A 19,724-nucleotide genomic window follows, 5' to 3' on the forward strand; every position below is an offset into this window, starting at 1 on the left:
AAGACCAGAAGCCATAAAAATGGCTCCTGTGATTTTGGCTGCGCAAAAAGATCCATTTTTCACTATAGAAGTTTGCACTACGGGACAGCACCGCGAAATGCTGCAGCAAGTGATGGATTTTTTTGGCCTGAAGGCAACTTATAGCCTTGACCTGATGCAGCCAAACCAAACATTGTTTGACATTACTGCACGTGCCATAAAAGAACTTGAACGAGTACTTACAGAAGCCAAACCTGACGTTGTTCTTGTGCAAGGCGATACGACTACAGCGTTTGTAGGTGCATTGGCAGCGTTTTATAAAAAAATTAATATCGGCCACATCGAGGCAGGCCTTAGGAGTTACGATCTCTATGCACCATTCCCGGAAGAAGGCAATCGAAAATTAACCGGTGTTCTTGCCAATTTTCACTTCGCGCCTACAGAAAAAGCTGTTATCAACCTTAAAAAAGAAGGGATCACTGAACATGTGTACCAAACCGGCAACACGGTGATTGACGCCTTGTTGATGGGCGTTGCAAAAGTTCGCAATGACGAAGCGGTCGCCGCAGCATTTCATTATTTAAATGTCGAAAAGCGCATCGTTTTAGTCACGGCACACCGCAGGGAAAGTTTCGGCCAACCACTCGAAGAAATTTGCCAGGCATTACTCGAGATTGCTGAACGCTTTCACGATGTGCAAGTGGTTTACCCGGTGCACTTAAACCCAAATGTTCGTGAAACTGTTTATCGCTTACTTGGTGCACATCCACGTATTTCGCTGATTGCACCGCTGGACTATCCTCATTTGCTTTGGCTGCTTGATAAAAGCACATTGGTCATTACCGATTCCGGCGGCATCCAGGAAGAAGCGCCCTCATTGGGCAAACCCGTACTGGTGATACGTGAAGTAACGGAGCGGCAGGAAGGTGTTGATGCCGGCACTGCACTGTTGGTAGGCACCAATCAGAAAAACATTGTTGAAGCCGCCGCCATGCTGCTTTCGGATGAATCAGCCTACCAGCGCATTGCAAAGGCCGTTAACCCATACGGCACCGGCCAAGCCGCTACTGCCATTCTCACCTTGTTACGCGAAAATCTTTGACACATGTTGCACCCAGTTGTAAGCATTGTTCTGCCAACATTTAACGGTGCAGGGTACCTGCGCAACGCAATAGAAAGTTGCCTCAACCAGACATTTGAACAGTTTGAACTGATCATCGTAAACGATTGTTCAACTGACGAAACGTTATCCATCGCATACGAGTATGCACAGAAAGATGAGCGGATCAGGATAATCAGTAACGAGGAAAACAAAAAGTTACCACTTTCGCTTAATGCGGGATTTTCAGTAGCAAAAGGCACCTATTATACTTGGACATCCGATGACAATATTTATGCACCCAACGCCATTGCAACACTCGTCGGGTATTTAGAGCAAAATCCATCAATTGACCTGGTGTATACGGATTACCAATTGATCAATGCAAGCGGCAAAGTTTTTGGCACACGCAACTTCGGCGATGTCAATAAAAGCTTTACGAAATGGACCGGTGCTGGAGCCTGCTTTTTATACAGGAAAGAAGTTCATACTGCATTAAAAGGATACAATGCAGCTGCGTTCCTGGTGGAAGATTATGATTTTTTCATTCGTGCATTTATCCGTTTCAATTTTGCGTACCTGCCTACTAATCAATTGTATTTTTACAGGGAACATGAAGGCTCGCTAACATCCCAACACCTGGCCACGGTAAATGATATGGCCAAGATATTTTTAGAACGAAACCTGGCCGGCCTGGAGCAGCGGCTACAGGCTTTTGATTTAGCACTTTTATACCGCAAGCTTGCTGTTTTTTATGGATCAACTAAAAGTGTACCTTACAAGTACATGCTTTTTTTGCAAAAGCTAAAACGTCTTTCTGTTCCGCAGGCGTTAGTGGTACTCTGCTACGTGCCGGTAAGTAAGATGGTGCAAATGATTCGGATGAGTTTTACGGGCATCAAAGCCCTGCTCCTACCTGTCCCTAAACAGTGAGGCCCGTTACCGTATCAACATCATCGTGCCTTTTTTAGACACATCCCCGCAAAGCGTTTTTGCCCGTATGGTATAAATGTAAGCACCCGATGGTTGTAATTGGTTTTTGAACTTACCATCCCAACAAGCGTTTACATCTTTTGTGCTGAACACGACTTGTCCCCACCGGTTATACACGTTAAAAGAAAATTCCTCAACTGCTCCCCAATCACGAACACCAAAGCAATCATTCAGTCCATCGCCATTCGGTGTAAATGCGTTTGGTAAATAAAATGAGTTTTTACCGGTGGCTGTCACTTGCACCGTAACTGGAAGGGAAATACTGCAATCTTCTTCGTTGGTAATTTTTACTTTATAGGTGGTTGTAACGCCCGGACTGGCAATTGGGTTTGGCACGCCGAGATTGCTCAACGAAGCTGCTTGCTCCCATTCATATTGGACGCCACCTGTTGCCACAAGTTGCACTGATGAACGCGTACAATCAATGTCTCCTTCTTTTGTTACTGCACCAGTTGCTTTGGGTTTCAGCGTGATGAAAATTGAATCGGTTGCCACACATCCTTCAGCAGAGGAAAGCGCTGCAAAATACTTTTGCTCGGTTATCGGCGAAAAACTTGGTTCAAATGCGGATCTATTATTAATGCCAACAGCCGGATACCAACTAACTTGCTGAACACCCGTATAAGTTGGCTTCAACTGAGTTTCTGTGCTTGTACATATTGCCAGCGAATCCGGCATTGTCACACTGGGCAGTGCTAATATCGCGATACGAACCGAATCTGTTGTAGCGCAGCCAACATTGTTTGTAACTGTAGCAGCAAATACACCACTATTCGTAGGATTTACCTTTGGTGCAAAACTGTTTCTGTCCGAAAGGCCCGGATTTTCACGCCACTCAATGCGATCCGCCGCGCCATTGCTTGTTGTGTTCAAAACTATGCCAGTTCCTGCACAAATGGATGTGTCTTGGGGAAACATAACAATTGGGGCTGCAACAACGTTATATTCAACTTTATCCGTTTTGATGACAGTTTTACCAAAATAAAGATCTGTCACTGCAAGGTCCGTTGCTCCGGCTTCGTTGTTTGTGCTCACCAACGATACAGTTACGCTTTGTTTGCCGCCCGAGTTCCAAAGTAAAAACAACTCATCCCATTCGCATTGCTGCTCCTTTACATTGTGTGTTGTAGTCACGGGAATTCCGTCGAACAAAAGTTGAATCTTAGCCTGTTTAGCTGCCTGTAGCGACAAAAGTTTTGCAGAAAATGCATAAGCTTTTTGTCTCTCAATTTGCACCGTTTGTTGCCAAATGGTCCTAAAGCGTTCCGAAGCGTTTTGTACAATCAAATATCCTTTGCCCTGGGGTGCTGCAGCACAAGCCGCTTTAGCAGTCCCGGCAAGATTGCTTTGAACTTTGTAACCTGTACTGCCGGCCGCGGGATTAAGCTGATAATCTGATTGAAAGCCGGAATTGCCCAACGAAAAATTCGGATTTGCCAATAAGTTGTTTGTACCTGAAAAGCCGCGAAGTGAAACAGTGCCGGAGCCCGCAGGCTTCAGATATCCGGTTAAACCAGTAGGTGCATTGACGTTTGGCGGTGTCTGCCAACAATATTGAAGCAGCGAACTTTCACCACGCAGCAAAAGCGAATCGCCTTGGCAAAAAGTTAGTGGGCCAGGTTCAATGATTGCCGATGCGTCTTCTGCGTAGGATATTATTTTCTGATCTGCGTTCCGGCAGCCTTCGGCAGTTTGTGTCGTCAGAAATACTGTATTTGAAGTACCCGGATTTGGCAAAACTACAGTTGCCGTACTGCCGCTCAACATTTGCCCATTGATTGACCAGGTTGCTGTTTCTCCTGTACCCAGGCCGGTAGAAAAGACAAATTGACCGGGTGTGCAGATGTTTTGTTTGTAAGAAAAATCTATCTCTTTTTCAATGCAAGGTTTTCTTCCACAACTGTCCGCCACAAAATTGCAGGCCGCATTGGTTTGATTAATGCTGGCATTTCCATGGACCGAGCCATTCCATTGCACATCGCCTTGCTTATTGTTCAAACTCTCAAACGTATAATATGCTTTTAGCCCTGATATGGCGGCCGGATTAGGCAACGAGGTTTCCATAAATTGCCTTATTTGTTGTTGCGAACGGGCTACATTCCAGATCCGGACCTCGTTAATATAGCCGGTGAATTGCGTGTTTACAACTTCGTTGTAATACAAGCCAATCTGCGTTTCCCAATCGTTTAATACCAAATTGCCCGACGCCGCCTTTTCACTCATCAAAAATCCGTTGCGGTAAAGTTTGAGCGATTCACCGTCATACACCATCGCGGCATGGTAGGTTTTATTCAACTCAATGGCACATATTTCCGGCGTCTTATAGTAGCCATGCTCAGTAGTAATTTCGGCTGAACCAGGCCGCAAAAGATAGTTACAATCGTCTGGCCCATCATGTTTTGAAACAAGATCGCCCTGGTACAAATCCGAACCAGGCCAGCGTGATGTGCGGTTGAACGTGGCTTCCACGGTAATCTGGTCGCCGGTAATATCCAAATCGCCAATGCGCACAAAACTGGGATGGTTCCCAGTCTTTAACCAGTTATTGCACGTCATGCTGAGCATGGCGTTCCCGGCGTGGCTTGAGCAAACGGGTGTGTTTGTCTGATTACGGGTACCCGCATTTTGGGCAAATACATTATCGATAAATAATATAGGGAACAGCAGAAGCGCAATTATTCTCATGTACAAAGAGGCAGTTAGGTTGGGCTAAAAATAGGCCATTTCTGTCATGTATTATCCCGCAATTTTTCCAGAAACAACGCCAGCCCTTTCCGCTTATCGTCATCCAGCAGGTAACTGATGTTATGCGTGAAATATTTGTTTAAATCATAAACAGGATAGTTGATGTTTTGCAGCACAACCTCCAATTGTTCCAGGCCCCATTTGTTAGCTTCGTTGAATGCAGCAACAAAATCGGGCGGCAGCGGCTTGTTGGCAACCCAGGCGGCAAATACAAAGGGCAAACCTGTGTGGTCGATCCACGCTTCTGCCAGGTCGTAAATAAAGGGTGAACGCTGGCGTTGCTCAAGTGCACGGTCGCCAATCACTACGCCGGCGGTGTTGCCTTTAATTTTGTCTCGAAAATCTTCGCCGGTAGCGTCTAAAAATTGCACATCTTTTTTCCAGTATTCCCGCAGCAGCACACGGGCCAGGTTTACCGATGTGCGGCTTTGGTAATCGAGGTACACATGGGTAATTTGGTCCATCGGCACTTCGCTAAACAGGCACACAGAAGCCACCGGTCCATCGGCGCCGATGCAATAGTCGGCTACAATAAACGACTGCGGTAATTTGGGGATCATCGCTACGGGAATCAATCCCATATCTACTTCGCCGGCCACCAGTTGGCGGGCCACAAAAGCAGGGTAATCTTCCGTCAATTGTATTTGGTTTATCACCGGGTGGTGGGTCAATCCGTAAACAAGGGGCCGGGCATTGAGGTAACTCACCGATGCAACTCTTATCTGATTCAAATCGATTATTTTTGGCCGCAAAGTAACCGCAGTTTCTGCGGAATCAAGCCAGTATTAGCAGGAATTTATCTTGCGCTGGCGCCCCTTTTTGCCGCACTAAAAAACCTTGCTGCACCTTTTGTTATGGAACTAAACACACTCACCGCTATTTCCGCAATCGATGGCCGCTACCGAAAGCAGGTACAACACTTAGATGAATATTTTTCTGAATATGCACTGATCAAATACCGCGTTTGGGTGGAGATCGATTATCTTTTTTTCCTGTCGCAAAAAGGTTTTTTCTCCCTGGATCCAAAAGCAGCAAAACACCTCAACAACCTGAAAGGCAATTTCAGTCCCGATCACGCACAGGCGGTGAAAGACATTGAGGCCACCACCAACCACGATGTAAAGGCAGTGGAGTATTTCCTGAAAAAGGAACTGGATAAAGTGGAAGCCACGGCTGCAAAAGAGTGGGTGCATTTTGGGCTTACCTCGCAGGATGTAAATAACACTTCTATACCGCTTCTCTGGAAGGGCGCTATTGAAAATGAATTCTTGCCGGCACTCATTAATTTAAACAGCCGTTTAAAGCAATTGGCTGCGCAATGGAAAAACATATCAATGCTGGCCCGAACCCACGGGCAACCTGCATCTCCTACTAATCTAGGGAAAGAGTTGATGGTGTTTGTAGAACGCGTCGACCGGCAGGTAGATCAATTGATGCACATTCCTTTTTCGGCAAAATTTGGTGGCGCTACCGGCAACTTTAATGCGCACCACATTGCATTTCCGGATGTAGACTGGATTGCATTTGCCAATGAGTTTGTGAACGATGTGTTGTGTCTCGAGCGGTCGCAGTTCACCACGCAAATCGAACACTACGATAACCTTGCTTCTTTCTTCGATGGATTGAAACGGATCAACAACATCCTCATCGATTTTTGCCGCGATGTATGGACCTATATTTCGATGGATTATTTCAAACAAAAAATCAAAGAAGGCGAAGTGGGTTCATCGGCCATGCCGCATAAAGTAAACCCGATTGATTTTGAAAATGCGGAAGGCAACCTGGGCCTCGCCAATGCACTGTTTGAGCACCTGGCCGCCAAGCTGCCCATTTCGCGGTTGCAGCGCGACCTTACCGACAGCACCGTGCTGCGCAACATTGGCCAGCCGATGGCACATACATTTATTGCGCTGAAAAGTATTGAAAAAGGCCTGGGCAAATTAGTGCTAAACGAAGAACGTATTGAAGCCGACCTGGAACAAAACTGGGCGGTGGTGGCTGAAGCCATTCAAACTGTGCTGCGCAGGGAGCAATATCCAAATCCGTACGAGGCTTTGAAAGACCTGACCCGCGGCGCACAAAAAATCAATAAGGAGGTGATGCACCAATTTATCGACGGACTGGATGTGTCGCAAAAAATAAAGAAGGAACTAAAAGCAATTTCGCCGCAAAATTATACGGGCATCTACCCGGACTTTTAATTACTGAAGCAGCTTCGCTACAAAGCCAATCATTGATTTTGAATTAAAGAATCATGGTTGGCTTTTTGTTTTTAAGCAAATGATGTGCATTGCGTGCTGCTCATTTTTCATTACAGTGCAGGCTACTAATTCTTTTCTTTTTGCAGGAACCAATAATATTTTAACCCGTTGCCATTGAATGGGTAAAATGTGGCGGCTTTTGATGAAATTTAGTGCCTTGAACAGGCCGTTTTTGTCGGCCAAAAACCACCAGGCATTTAGTATATTCGTTAATAAACGTTAAATTGACACTTTTCCCGGAGTTTTACCGCAACTTCGGATTATGTTACAGGTGTGGTTCGTGAAAACTGCACCTTGAAACCACGATCAAAATACTTGCCATGACATTGAAACCGATGATGATCCCGGTATTGTTAGGCCTTATGGCGCTATCATTTACAATCGCAAAACAATTGCCGGACGATCCCAAACCACGAAGACTCGAATTGCTTTTGCTGGGCCACAAAAGCCAGCACCACAACTCCGACCAGCTCGCTAACATTTTTGTAAAGGAGTATTTCAAAGACGGCTTCAACATCAGTTACACCACCGATCCAAACGATCTGAACGACGAAGTGTTGTCGCATTACGATGGCCTTATTTTGTATGCCAACCACGACTCCATCACAGCACCGCAGGAAAAGGCACTGCTGAATTTTGTACGCAGCGGCAAAGGGTTTATTCCCATTCACTCGGCATCCTGGTGTTTCCGCAATTCGCCCGAAGTTGTGGACCTCATTGGCGGCCAGTTCAAACGCCACAAATACGATTCGTTTCCCGCGGTAATTGTTCGTCCCGACCACCAGGTGGTGAAAGGCGTACCTACATTTACCACGCTGGACGAAACCTATGTGCACGACAAATTGAGCAAAGACATTACCGTGCTCACTGAGCGGGTTGAAGGCGACCACCGCGAGCCTTACACCTGGGTAAAAGAATACGGCAAAGGCCGTGTGTTTTACACTGCTTATGGCCACGACGAACACACATTTAACAACAAAGGCTTTCTGCAACTGGTAAAAAATGGCATCCTGTATGCCGTTGGTCAGGATGCTGTAGCCCGTCTGCAGGCTTATAAAATTGCCGATCCTAAATATTTTGACGGACCTGTTCCCAACTACGAACGCCGCGACCCGGCACCTAAAGTGCAGCAGTCGCTGTCTCCGCAGGAGTCGATGTCGCTGATGCAGGTACCTGTTGGTTTTGAGCTGCAATTGTTTGCTTCGGAGCCCGATGTCGTGAACCCCATTTTTATGAACTGGGATGAAAAAGGCAGGCTTTGGGTAATTGAAACCGTGGATTATCCCAACGAAGTAAAAGACGATGATGTTGGCGATGACCGCATCAAGATTTTGGAAGATACCAATGGCGACGGCAAGGCAGATAAGTTTACCATTTTTGCCGAAAAACTGAACATCCCCACCTCATTCACTTTTGTAAACGGTGGCATCATCCTGAGCCAGGCGCCCGACTTCCTGTTTTTGAAAGATACCGATGGCGACGGCAAAGCCGATGTACGCCAAACCATTCTTTCGGGCTGGGGCAAAAGCGATACCCATGCGCAAGCCTCTAACCTCCGCTATGGTATGGACAACAAGATCTGGGGCGTTGTAGGTTACTCTGGCTATTACAACGGTAAAAAAGGCAAAGACTCCCTGCGCTTTGGCAATGGTGTGTACCGCTTTGATGTGAACGGCAAAAACCTCGAGTTCCTGTCCAACACCAGCAACAACACCTGGGGCCTTGGTTTTTCGGAAGAAAATGATGTATTCATTTCTACCGCCAACAATACCCACAGTGCATTCTTCGGCATGCCGAAACGTTATTTCGACAAAGCCAAGATCAATGAATCGGGTGTAGAAAAAATTGACGCACACTACGGCATGCGTGTAGCTACCAAAAACCTCCGCCAGGTGGACGTTCACGGTGGCTTTACTTCTGCCGCTGGCCATAGCCTGTACACTGCACGTACTTATCCGAAAGAATACTGGAACCGCGTAGCATTTGTTACCGAACCTACCGGCCGCCTGGTGCACCGCACCGTGCTGAAGCGCAATGGCTCGGGCTTTACCGAAGATGGCGACGGCTGGAACATGCTGACCAGCGCCGACGAATGGGCGGGACCCATCCAGGCTGAAGTGGGCCCTGATGGCGCCGTTTGGGTTACCGACTGGTACGACTTCATCATCCAGCACAACCCCACTCCTTCTGCCGACCGCGGTGGTTACAATGCACAAAACGGTAAAGGCAATGCCTACATCAACCCACTGCGCGACCATGAGCGGGGCCGCATTTACCGCATTGCTTACAAAAGCAACGACCAGAAAAACACGATGAAGCTGGACAAAGGCGACAAGCAAGGTTTGCTGGCCGCACTGTCCAACGACAATATGTTCTGGCGCAACCATGCACAACGCCTGTTGGTAGAAAACCGCGACGCATCGGTGCTGCCTGCTTTGTACAAATTGGTACAAAACGAACAACTGGATGGCGCAGGCATCAACGCTCCTGCTGTTCATGCACTGTGGACCATCCATGGCCTTAAAGCACTCAACGGCACTAATGCTGCGGCTACAAATGTTGCCATCAAAGCGCTCAGCCATCCCGCTGGTGGTGTAAGAAAAACAGCCATCGAAGTGCTGCCCAAAACACCTGCAACTTTTGCCGCCATGAACAAGGCCGGCGTATTTACCGATAAAGATCTGCGGGTACGTTTGGCAGCCGTGCTGGCCACAACCGATATGAACCCTTCGGCTGAAATTGGTACCGTGCTGGTGGATATGGCAGAACGCGAGGAAAACGTAAAAGATACCTGGCTGAAACACGCGTTGACCATTGCAGGTAAACTGAATGAAGAAACGTTCAAAGCAGCCTTCCGCAAACGCGGCCTCAACATGAACCCATCGCTGGTGGAAGCATCGGTTGCACAACGCCTTGCTTTTGGTTCGCGTTTGTCTGATATGCAACTGCGCCGCTCATTTGGCCGCCAGCAGCAAGCCGACGCGCCTGCACCTGAACTGGCCGGCAAAGAGTTCCTGATTTCCGGCGATGTTGAACGTGCTGCATCGGGCCAAGGCGCTGCGCAAAATGCAGTAGCCAACAGTCCTATTCCGTTCAGCGGCATGCTGGCGGCGCAGGGCGATGCAGCCAATGGTTACGGTGTTTATTTCTTGGACAATAAAATGTATTTCCAGATCAACCAGGGTGGCAAAACTTACAAAGTGGCCACAGCACAAGCGGTGCCCAACAAGTTTTCGTTTAAAGCAGGTTTGCAAAAAGACGGCACCATGCGCCTGATTGTGGACAATAAAGACGCAGGCACTGCAAAAGCTGCCGGTGTGTTTGCAAAAGACCTAGAGCAACCGCTGCGTGTAGGTGTTGACCGAAGCGTCGGACAGGACCGCATTTTTGAATATCCCGATTCGATGTTCTTCCTGCGGGCAAACCTCACCAATGCTAAATTGGAAATGTTGTCGCCGGTAGCATCGGCCACTGCCAAAGCCACCGAGAAAGCAAAAGTGGACAAAGTGATTGTGATGAAGGTGGTGAAGGACGTGATGAAATTTGACAAAGAACTGATCACTGCACAAGCCGGCACTACGGTGCAACTGGTGTTGGAAAACCCCGACTTTATGCAACACAACCTGGTGTTGATCAAGCCCAAAACTTTGGAAAAAGTTGGTGCCGCTGCAGATAAATTAGCGTCGGACCCCAACGGTGCTAAAATGCAGTACGTGCCTAAAATGCCCGAAGTATTGTATGCAACACCGCTGGTGAACCCAGGTGGTAAGTTCACCCTGACGATGAAGATTCCCGACCAACCCGGCGACTACCCCTACGTTTGTACGTTCCCCGGTCACTGGCGCATCATGAAAGGTGTGCTGCGGGTAACCAAGTAAACAGCACTCAGAAAAATAAACAAGTCAGGCCGGTATGTTTTGTCGCATACCGGCCTGTAACTTACACCGAGTGCCACTCCACATTTTTATTGCTACAGCTGCGCTAAAAACAGCATTATTGTAGCGAACATTTTTGCTTACAAAACCTAATCAACCGGCAACATGAGTTTAGACTTAACATACGCGGTGAGCACATGGCTTTGGACCTCGCCATTTACCACCGAAAGTGCTGCGGTGCTTTTTCCAAAAATCAAAGCGATGGGCTACGATGCGGTAGAAATTGCCGTAGAAGACCCGGCGTTGATCGACGCACAAGCGGTAAGTGAAGCGTTAAACGAACATGGCCTGCGTGCCATTGTTTGCGGTGCCTTTGGCCCATCCCGCGACCTCACCAACGAAGATCCTGCAGTGCACCAGAACTGTTTCAATTACATTGATCAGTGCATGGACCTCTGCAACCAATGGGGCGCACATTTTTTTGCCGGCCCCATGTATTCGGCTGTGGGTAAGGCCCGCATGCTGCCGCCCGAAGAGCGGGAAAAAGAATGGAACCTGGCGGTAAAAAATCTGCGCACCGTTTGCGAAATGGCCGAAGCAAAAGGCCTGCAAATTGCGCTGGAGCCGCTCAATCGTTTTGAATCGGACCTGGTAAATACAGCAAAAGATGTGTGCCGCATGGTTGATGACATTAACCATCCCGCGGCCCGCATCATGCTTGATCTTTTTCACAGCAATATTGAAGAACGTGACCCCGAAGCCGCACTGCGCCTCATTGGCGACCGGCTTATTCACTTACAGGTTTCCGAAAACCACCGTGGCATTCCGGGCACCGGCACCACGGCATGGGGCGCATGGCGCCGCGGACTGGAAGCGGTAGGATACAACGGTGCCGTTTCCATTGAAAGCTTTACACCCAACAACAAAGAGCTGGCGGCGGCTGTGTGCATCTGGCACCCACTGGCCGACAGCGAAGACCAATTTGCAGCAGAAGGCCTGCACTTTTTGAAACAATGGGCCGGCGCTGCACAAACCACCAATCAAACAATACTTTTAACCCCATAGACATGGAACCAAAAAAAATCAACGTTGCCATTATCGGGCTTGGTTTTGGCGCTGAATTCATTCCCATTTACCAGCGTCATCCGCATGCAAACATGTATGCCATTTGCCAACGCAATGAGCAAAAGTTAAACGAAGTAGGCGATCACTTCGGCATTGAAGTGCGTTATACCGATTACGACGAATTGCTGAAAGACCCGAATGTTGATGCAGTCCACATCAACACGCCCATCCCCGATCATGCGGCGCAATCTATAAAGGCATTGAAGGCGGGCAAACACGTTGCCTGCACGGTGCCCATGGCTACTTCGGTGGAAGACTGCCGCCAGATTGTAGAACTGGTGGAGCAAACCGGCCTGACCTATATGATGATGGAAACGGTTGTGTATGCCCGTGAGTTCCTGTTTATGAAAGAGCTGTATGACAACGGCGAACTGGGTAAAGTGCAGTTCCTGAAAGCCAGCCACCAACAGGATATGGACGGATGGCCTAATTACTGGCCCGGCCTCCCTCCCATGCATTACGCCACGCATTGCGTAGGCCCCGTGTTGGCACTAACCCGCGCAGAAGCCGAATATGTTTCCTGCTTCGGATCGGGCACCATCCGCGAAGAGTTGCACGGACATTATAATTCGCCGTTTGCGGTGGAAAGCACACACATCAAGTTCAAAGGTTCCGACCTCAGCGCACATGTATACCGCTCCCTATTTGATGTGGCCCGCCAGTACCGCGAAAGCATTGAAGTATATGGTTCTAAAAAGTCGGTGGAGTGGCCGCTGATTGAGCACAAGCCGCTGGTGGTGCATACCGCCAAAAAGCCGGAGCCCGAAATTCCTGAGGAAGTGCAGGCACCCGACTATGCGCACCTGTTGCCCGAGCCCATCCAAAGATTTACTACCAAAGGCGTGTACGACACCGATGAACAAACCCACCTTTCCTTTGTGCAAGGCGCAGGCCATGGCGGGTCGCATCCGCACCTCGTGCATGAGTTTGTAAGTGCACTGGTTGAAAAACGTGCACCGTTCCCCGATGCACGGCAATCTGCGAACATTACCTGTGTTGGTATACTGGCACATGAATCGGCAATGGAAGGTGGAAAACTAATACCACTGCCTTCGTTTACGTTGAGCAAAAGCAGCGCGGTTGCTAACGAAGTAGTTTCTTAATGTGGATTTTTATAAATGAAAAAGACCGGCAATTTGCTGGTCTTTTTTTTATGCAAAAAAATGCAGGAATATAATGGTACTCCTTTCTAGCTTACTGTGAACAATCATCGATTGCGGGTACTGTCATGCCGAACTCGTTTCGGCATCCCCTTGTAAATACAGTTGCTGATTAGAACGGCTGATCGGTTCTTTTCTTAATAGACTCCGAAGGTTAACGGAGATGCCGAAACAAGTTCGGCATGACAACCCGAAAATTGCAAGCACATCTTTGGTATCGAAAATCTAAAATAAAGTCGATAAAAACCTTCCAGTAAGTAAAAGCAATATTATTTTAAACATCGATGTCGATTATTCTAATTAAGCAAACAAAAAGCCCGGTGTGAAAACACCGGGCCGTGAGAACGATTGCAACTTGAGCTGCTGCTATGGGCTGCAGCAACAAATGCTATTTTAAATTGATCTTAACGGGCTGCGAGTACAGCAGTTCCGCTACACCTACGGTTTTTACACCAATGCGTGCATACACCGCTTCTTTCGAAGCCATCGATCCGGGAACGTTAACGCTCAAGGTAACCGGCTGCGACATGTCGGCTATATCAGCACGCATTTTAGTGGCGCTGCCTTCATTTCGCACCTGGTCGGTGATCATGGTTTGGCCCACATACAACCGAACGTATTCCAGGTCCTTCGTGGTATTTACCCGTTGAATATTAAACGTGGCGTTGATGGCATTGCCGCTCCGCTGCACGTTGTCGTTGCGGATCACGAAATAAGGATCAACGGGCACATCAACGGTAGTACCACCTTTCACCTGTATATTGATCGTATCGGTGTTATCGGCCCAGGGACCATTACCGCGCAGGCGGGTCAGCTTATAATTACCGTCGAACAGCGAAGCTGAAAAAGTGCCGTCCTGCGCTACATACACCGGTATTTTGGTAAACAAACTGTAGCCCGATTGCCAGAGCTCCAACTGCACACCATCGGAACGTACACCAAGCGGCTGATCCTGGTACACTACCCTCCCGGTAAGCGTTGAGGCAGGTGCATCATAGTTGTCTTTTTCACAACTCGAAAAAAGCAACATGGCTGCGCAACCTATTATGGAAAAAATATTTCTTTTCATGATGACATACAATTAATGGAAAGGATTACGAACAATGAGCGGATTGGCGTCGATGGCGTTCTGCGGAATCGACATATAATAGTTCTGGATTTGGAAGAACCGCGGCGTACGGAAACGTGGCGCCACCAGTTTTACAAACACATACTTGTTATGCCGTGCAGCGTCGCCGGGGCGAACAATGCGGTAGGGATACAACGCATACAGGTTGGCAGTTGTGCTGGTAGTGCTGCCGTTCCAAACTTCGGTTGCCTTGCGAGTACGGATCAAATCCCAAAGACGGTGGTCCTCAAACGCAAGCTCCGCCCTTCTTTCGCTGATCAACTTATCGATCGATAAAGTGGTGAGGCTGTTGTCGGGGAAACCTGCACGTTTGCGCAGCGTGTTTACGTAGGTAAGCGCCTCCGGCGTATTGCCCAATTCAAATGCAGCTTCGGCAGCATTCAGGTAAATTTCACCGAGGCGGAACCGTACCCACCACATGTCGCTCTGGCGGCCGCGGTTGCTCGATTGCGGCGCCGGGTCAACATATTTGCGCAGGTAAAAACCGGTGTTTGACACATCCTGTGCGGAGCGCTGCGGGCCTGAAGCACCAGTGAGCAAACCACCATCGCCATTGGGGAAAGTGGGCGTACCGTAAATAGAACCCAGGTTGCCTTCCACAGTTTGGTAGCTGTTGGTGGCAGCATTCCACACCATTACACCGGCCTGTATTTGTACCGGCGAACCTTTGAACGAAGTGCCGGGGTAAATAACGGTGCCGTATAACCGCGCATCTTTGTTTGCAAAAATGTCGCTGATGTTATCGTAGTAAATGTAGTCGCTGTTGTCGGCAGTGCGGTTGCGCAAAGTGCCGGCGTCGCCATTCAGGAAATCGTAGGTTTCCACCAGGTTCAACGTAGGCGCAATGGCTGATGAACCGAGGTTGTCTTCGCGGATCGAACGGGCAATGTTGTCGTAACTAAAGGCGTGGTTGCGACCTTTGGTTTGCAGGAAATCCTGCGCAAAGATCACTTCCGGGTTGCCCACTTTTTTGGTGATGGCTTCAAAGAAGTTTTCGCCAAGATTGGGGTTGCCGTTGTACAACGAATACCTGCCGCTGTTGATGATCTCTTTCGAAGCATCCAACGATTTTTGGTAATAATCGGCTGCACGGTTAGCCGGGATGCCTACTTCGCCGCCGGGCAAAGTAATGGGCGAAGGCAGCTGGTTGTTGTATTTAGCCAAGGAACCCGCATACAACATAGCCCTCGATTTCAGCGCCAGTGCAGTGTACTTGTTGGCACGTGTGGGGCTCCCGGTATTACCGATCACATCTTTGATCGCATCAATTTCGCTGGCGATAAAATCATACACTTCCGCCTCTTTGTTGCGCGGCTTGCGCAAACCAGCTACATCACCTTTGTCATCAATCAACAACTGCGTGGTGATGATGGGTACGCCACCCATTCGCTTCACCATTTCGAAGTAATTGTATGCCCGCAGAAAACGGAACTCTGCTTCAAACTGTAGCTTTTGATCGGCAGTAAGCCTGTTGCCCACAGCGTTCATGTTTTCAATGGCGAGGTTGATGTCGCGGATCAGCGCATAGTCGTAAATCCTCCAGCGGTCCGTGGCATACTGCACAATGTTGTTGCGTTCCTCGTCGCCGGCATTGCCCCCGCCCGACCATACTGCATCGTCGTATGCTGTGTGTTGCTGCCAGCGGCTCGTGAGCGATGCGTCGGTTGGCAGCCGGTCGTAAAAGTTGGCAAGCAAACCCACGATCAGCTTTGGATCGTTCATTACCTGCTCGTTTACCAGCAGGGTTTGCGATTGACGGTCCAGCCAGTCTTTTTTACACGCCGACATGGATAACGCCAATGCACAAGCGATCGAATATTTTACTATGTTTTTCATGTCGCTTTGATTAGAGGTTTAGATTAAAACCAAATGTGTACAGGCGTTGCTGTGGATACACCAGGCCATTGGTAGAAGAAATTTCCGGATCGATCTCGTACTGGTCCACGTTGTCAAATTTCAGCAGGTTGGTGCCCTGTACATAGAAACGCAAACCGCGGATGCCGAAGCGATCGAGGTATTTATTCGGAACAGTATAGCCCAACTGTGCGTTGCGAACACGGATATAAGACACGTTCACTACCCAGAAGTCGTTCTTGCGGTTGTTTACGTGGCCGGGGAAATCTTTCCGAACGGCAGGGTAAGTGCCAGGGATCCATGCGCTGTTGGCATCAAACGGATCCTGCCTGCGCCATGCATCAGAGATCAGGTAGCCAACGCCAGCACCGTTGTTCTGGAAAGGAATCTGCATTTCAAACTCGCGGCGGTACGATTGCATGGTAGCACCTGCAAGGTCGATGTTCAGGTTGAAACCTTTGTAGCCAAAAGTGGAGTTGAAGCCGAAGCTCATATAAGGCGTTGCACCTTCAGCATAACCAATGGGGCGTTCATCCAAACCATTGATGATCTTATCACCATTTACGTCGGCATAAATAAAATCACCGGGCAATTGGGTGCGGTTACCCTGGCCATCATTGTTAACCGGGTGGTTATCAATTTCGGCCTGGCTTTGAAAACGGCCCACAACCTGGTAGCCAAAGTTTACACTGGCCCAGCGGTCTTCGCTTACAGCGGTGTTGCGGTATTCATCCCACGAGTTGCCTACACGTGGCTTGTAACGGCCCAGCACTTTAAGGCGTGCTACAGTGGCGTTGGCACTCAGTGAATACGACAAGCCATAGTCGGTATTGTTGGAATAGGTAAGAATACCTTCAATACCACGGATCGCATCGCTTTCCAGGTTTTCATTAGGGTATCCATAACCAACTTCTACAGGCAGCAGGATGTCGTTGCGTTGTGCCGGCAAACCAGTGCGGCGGCGTTCAAATACATCGACGGTACCAGACAGTTTGTTTTTAAATAAAGCAAAGTCAACACCTACGTTGCGGGAAATGTTGGTAACCCAGGTAAGCATGGTTACAGGCAGGCCACGTGGACGTACACCGGTAACCAGTGTTCCGTTGAGCACTGCCGATCCACTGGCGTAGTCGTATCCTTGCAGGTAGCCAAAAGGCGTTGGTCCATCACCGTTAGCAAAACCAATTTCGCTACCGGTTTCGCCGTAGCCCGCACGGATCTTCAGATCGCTCAGCACATTGCCGGTTACGTTTTTCATAAATTCTTCCTGCGATAAACGCCAGCCCACGGTTACACCGGGGAACAGGCCAAAGCGGCGGTCTTTTGCATAGAGGTAAGAACCATCGTAACGGCCCAGGGCTTCGATCAGGTATTTTTGTTTGTAGCCATAGTTGATCCGGCCAATATAACCCGCACGGGCTGCTTCGCTATAACGCTGGTCGAGGCGGTTTTGATCTTGGAAATAAACGATGGCCACCGTGTTGTTTTGCGGCAGCGAACCGGTTTCCAGCCACTCCGACTTTACATCATACTTTTCATAGGCTGCAACGGCTGCAATGGAGTGATCGCCAATTTGCTTGTTGTAGTTCAACTGCAGCTGCGCAAAATTTTCCTGGATGTGCTGGCTGCGTTTGCGGCGCCATGGGTTTTGGTTACCACCCACTACATTGTATTGGTCTGTTGTTGGATTGTAAGAATACGCATCGTATGTGTATTCAAATTCTTCCAGCATCTGCGTGGTGTAGTTATAGGAATAAGTGCCTTTCAACGACAGGCCAAAAGGCAGATCGTATTGCGCCGTGAAAATCGGCTTGATGGCACGCCAGTCGTCACGTGTGTAACCCGTAACATCCATGTTATAAGTGGCAGGGTTTACGTTGATGTTGTGCACATCGCCGTTTACGTAACGTGGATTGTCGTTGGCATAAGGACGTTCCGTTGGCCACATGGTAAAGATGGACAGCATCGGGTTGAAATAGTCATCCAGACCGGGCACACCTGCCTGGCGGCGCTTTTCGTAACGGCCGCTAATTTGTGTTCCAATTTTCAAACCTTTAGCCAAACCCGCTTCTAGGTTGGCTTGCATATTGGTACGCTGAAAACTAAAGTCCTTCATCAAGGCATCCTGGTCCACATTACTTACTGAGAAATAATACTTGCTGTTTTGCGAGCCGCCCGATGCACTTGCATTGATGTAGTGCTGGGGCACATTTGGCCGCATGATTTCCTTGTAATAATCGTAGCTCTGGTAACCTTTTTCGGTGCCGGCGTCCCATTTTGCCAACTCTTCTGGCGTAATGCTGGCAGGGTTAGCAATGCCGCGGTTTTGGTTCGAATAGGCAAGGCCGCGCATATAGGTAGCAGCATCCGGTGGCTTTGGAAAATTGGTGAAGTTTTGCAAACCATAATAGCCCGAAACGTTGATGTCCGGCTTACCGCCCGACTTACCTTTTTTGGTAGTAACAAGTACTACACCGTTGGCCGCACGCAAACCATAAATGGCCGCAGATGCGTCTTTCAGAATGGAAATGTTATCGATGTCGTCGATGCCCAGGTTATTAAATTGGCCTGCATCGGAAGGAACCCCATCGATGATAAACAGCGGGGCGCCCATGTTGCGGATCTGCAGGTTTACACTGCCACCCGGCCTCGAGTCGGTGGCACGGGCCGTTACACCCTGTGTTCGGCCCACCAGTGCACCGGAGGTAGTGGTGGCCGGTGTTCGGGTAAGGTCGGATGATTTAATACTACTCACCGCACCGGTTACTGATCCTCTTCGTTGCGTACCATAACCTACCACAACCACTTCGTTCATGTTGCCAACGGATGGCTCCAGGCTTAAAGTGATCTGTGTTTGGTTGTTGATGCGTACTTCGGAAGTTAAATAACCCACCGACGAAAACACCAGCGTTCCGTTGGTTGGAGCGTTGATGGAAAAATTACCGTTGTCGTCGGTTTGTGTTGTTGTGTTAGTGCCTTTTACCTGAACGGTAACGCCGGCCAGCGCTGAATCGCGGGAAGTGATGCGGCCCCGCACGGTTGCATTTTGTGCAAATAGTTGTCCTGTCAAAAATGAAAACAGAAGGAGCAGGAGAATTCGGCCCTTTGGTAAGCATATGGCAAAGGGATCCCTGTTGGAAGGTTTGACCTTCCATGGCGGCAAGCAATGCTTCATGGCAAGTTGGTTTAAAATAAAATAATTAAGAAGCGCAGAAAAGCATCTGATCTGCTTTTGGCGTCAGCTGTTAAGTGGGAGGCACCATAAAATAGATGGGCAGCGCCTGGCGGAGTGGTTTCAATAGCATAAGCAAACGTTTATATGAACAAAGCAATTAACCGTATCAGTTGTACAGCGATCTAATGTTGGTATTCTCTATGCACTGTTACCCGTTTCACTGGCAGTCGCTTTGGTAGACCAAACATCACAACAGCCGCCCTTTCGGTTGGCTTTCGGTATCAAACAATCAAAAAAATTACACGCAAGTATTGTAGCCCGGCTTGGGA

The 19,724-nt window shown here is 48.7% G+C and carries 11 protein-coding genes; 6 read left to right on the forward strand and 5 right to left on the reverse strand.

The features are described from left to right. The first annotated feature begins 19 nt into the window (after positions 1-19). Together wecB and EPD17_RS13740 are read left to right on the forward strand one after the other, a co-directional pair. Positions 20-1,081, forward strand: a complete 1,062-nt coding sequence (gene wecB, locus EPD17_RS13735; RefSeq protein WP_317126708.1) for a non-hydrolyzing UDP-N-acetylglucosamine 2-epimerase — start codon at positions 20-22, stop codon at positions 1,079-1,081. 3 nt (positions 1,082-1,084) lie between these two features. Next, positions 1,085-2,011 carry a glycosyltransferase family 2 protein gene (locus EPD17_RS13740; RefSeq protein WP_132055071.1) on the forward strand — a complete coding sequence of 309 codons (927 nt, stop codon included), beginning with the start codon at positions 1,085-1,087 and terminating at the stop codon, positions 2,009-2,011. Positions 2,012-2,017: 6 nt separating this feature from the next. On the opposite strand, the gene EPD17_RS13745 is transcribed toward EPD17_RS13740, so the two are convergent. Together EPD17_RS13745 and EPD17_RS13750 are read right to left on the reverse strand one after the other, a co-directional pair. Continuing rightward, positions 2,018-4,756: a T9SS type B sorting domain-containing protein gene (locus EPD17_RS13745; RefSeq protein ID WP_132055073.1), complete on the reverse strand. Its 2,739-nt coding sequence runs from the start codon at positions 4,754-4,756 to the stop codon at positions 2,018-2,020. Between the two features lie 44 nt (positions 4,757-4,800). Continuing rightward, entirely contained in the window at positions 4,801-5,547 is a 747-nt protein-coding gene (locus EPD17_RS13750; protein ID WP_240040624.1) for a menaquinone biosynthetic enzyme MqnA/MqnD family protein, read from the reverse strand. A gap of 123 nt (positions 5,548-5,670) precedes the next feature. On the opposite strand from EPD17_RS13750, the gene purB reads away from it, so the two are divergent. The 4 genes from purB (at position 5,671) to EPD17_RS13770 (ending at position 13,180) form a co-directional block, all read left to right on the forward strand. After that, positions 5,671-7,017, forward strand: coding sequence for an adenylosuccinate lyase (purB, locus tag EPD17_RS13755; protein WP_132055077.1), 1,347 nt, complete (start codon positions 5,671-5,673; stop codon positions 7,015-7,017). A gap of 380 nt (positions 7,018-7,397) precedes the next feature. Next, positions 7,398-10,955, forward strand: a complete 3,558-nt coding sequence (locus tag EPD17_RS13760; protein ID WP_132055079.1) for a PVC-type heme-binding CxxCH protein — start codon at positions 7,398-7,400, stop codon at positions 10,953-10,955. Positions 10,956-11,117: 162 nt separating this feature from the next. Then, the gene (locus EPD17_RS13765) at positions 11,118-12,017 is read left to right on the forward strand and encodes a sugar phosphate isomerase/epimerase family protein (RefSeq protein ID WP_132055081.1); all 900 of its coding nucleotides are present in this window, start codon (positions 11,118-11,120) and stop codon (positions 12,015-12,017) included. A 2-nt stretch (positions 12,018-12,019) separates the two neighbouring features. After that, positions 12,020-13,180 (forward strand): Gfo/Idh/MocA family oxidoreductase, encoded by a 1,161-nt coding sequence (locus EPD17_RS13770; RefSeq protein WP_132055083.1) that lies wholly within the window; start codon positions 12,020-12,022, stop codon positions 13,178-13,180. A gap of 445 nt (positions 13,181-13,625) precedes the next feature. Here EPD17_RS13770 and EPD17_RS13775 read toward each other — a convergent pair whose 3' ends face one another. From EPD17_RS13775 to EPD17_RS13785, 3 genes are read right to left on the reverse strand one after another with little or no spacing between them, the layout of a single operon-like run. Beyond that, the gene (locus EPD17_RS13775) at positions 13,626-14,306 is read right to left on the reverse strand and encodes a DUF3823 domain-containing protein (protein ID WP_132055085.1); all 681 of its coding nucleotides are present in this window, start codon (positions 14,304-14,306) and stop codon (positions 13,626-13,628) included. 12 nt (positions 14,307-14,318) lie between these two features. Next, on the reverse strand, positions 14,319-16,202 hold the full coding sequence (locus tag EPD17_RS13780) for a RagB/SusD family nutrient uptake outer membrane protein (protein ID WP_132055087.1): 1,884 nt from the start codon (positions 16,200-16,202) through the stop codon (positions 14,319-14,321). A 10-nt stretch (positions 16,203-16,212) separates the two neighbouring features. Continuing rightward, positions 16,213-19,290, reverse strand: a complete 3,078-nt coding sequence (locus EPD17_RS13785; protein WP_240040625.1) for a SusC/RagA family TonB-linked outer membrane protein — start codon at positions 19,288-19,290, stop codon at positions 16,213-16,215. Positions 19,291-19,724: the final 434 nt, after the last annotated feature.

Source organism: Pseudocnuella soli, assembly GCF_004347775.1.
GTDB classification, from domain to species: Bacteria; Bacteroidota; Bacteroidia; order Chitinophagales; family Chitinophagaceae; genus Flavisolibacter; species Flavisolibacter aquaticus.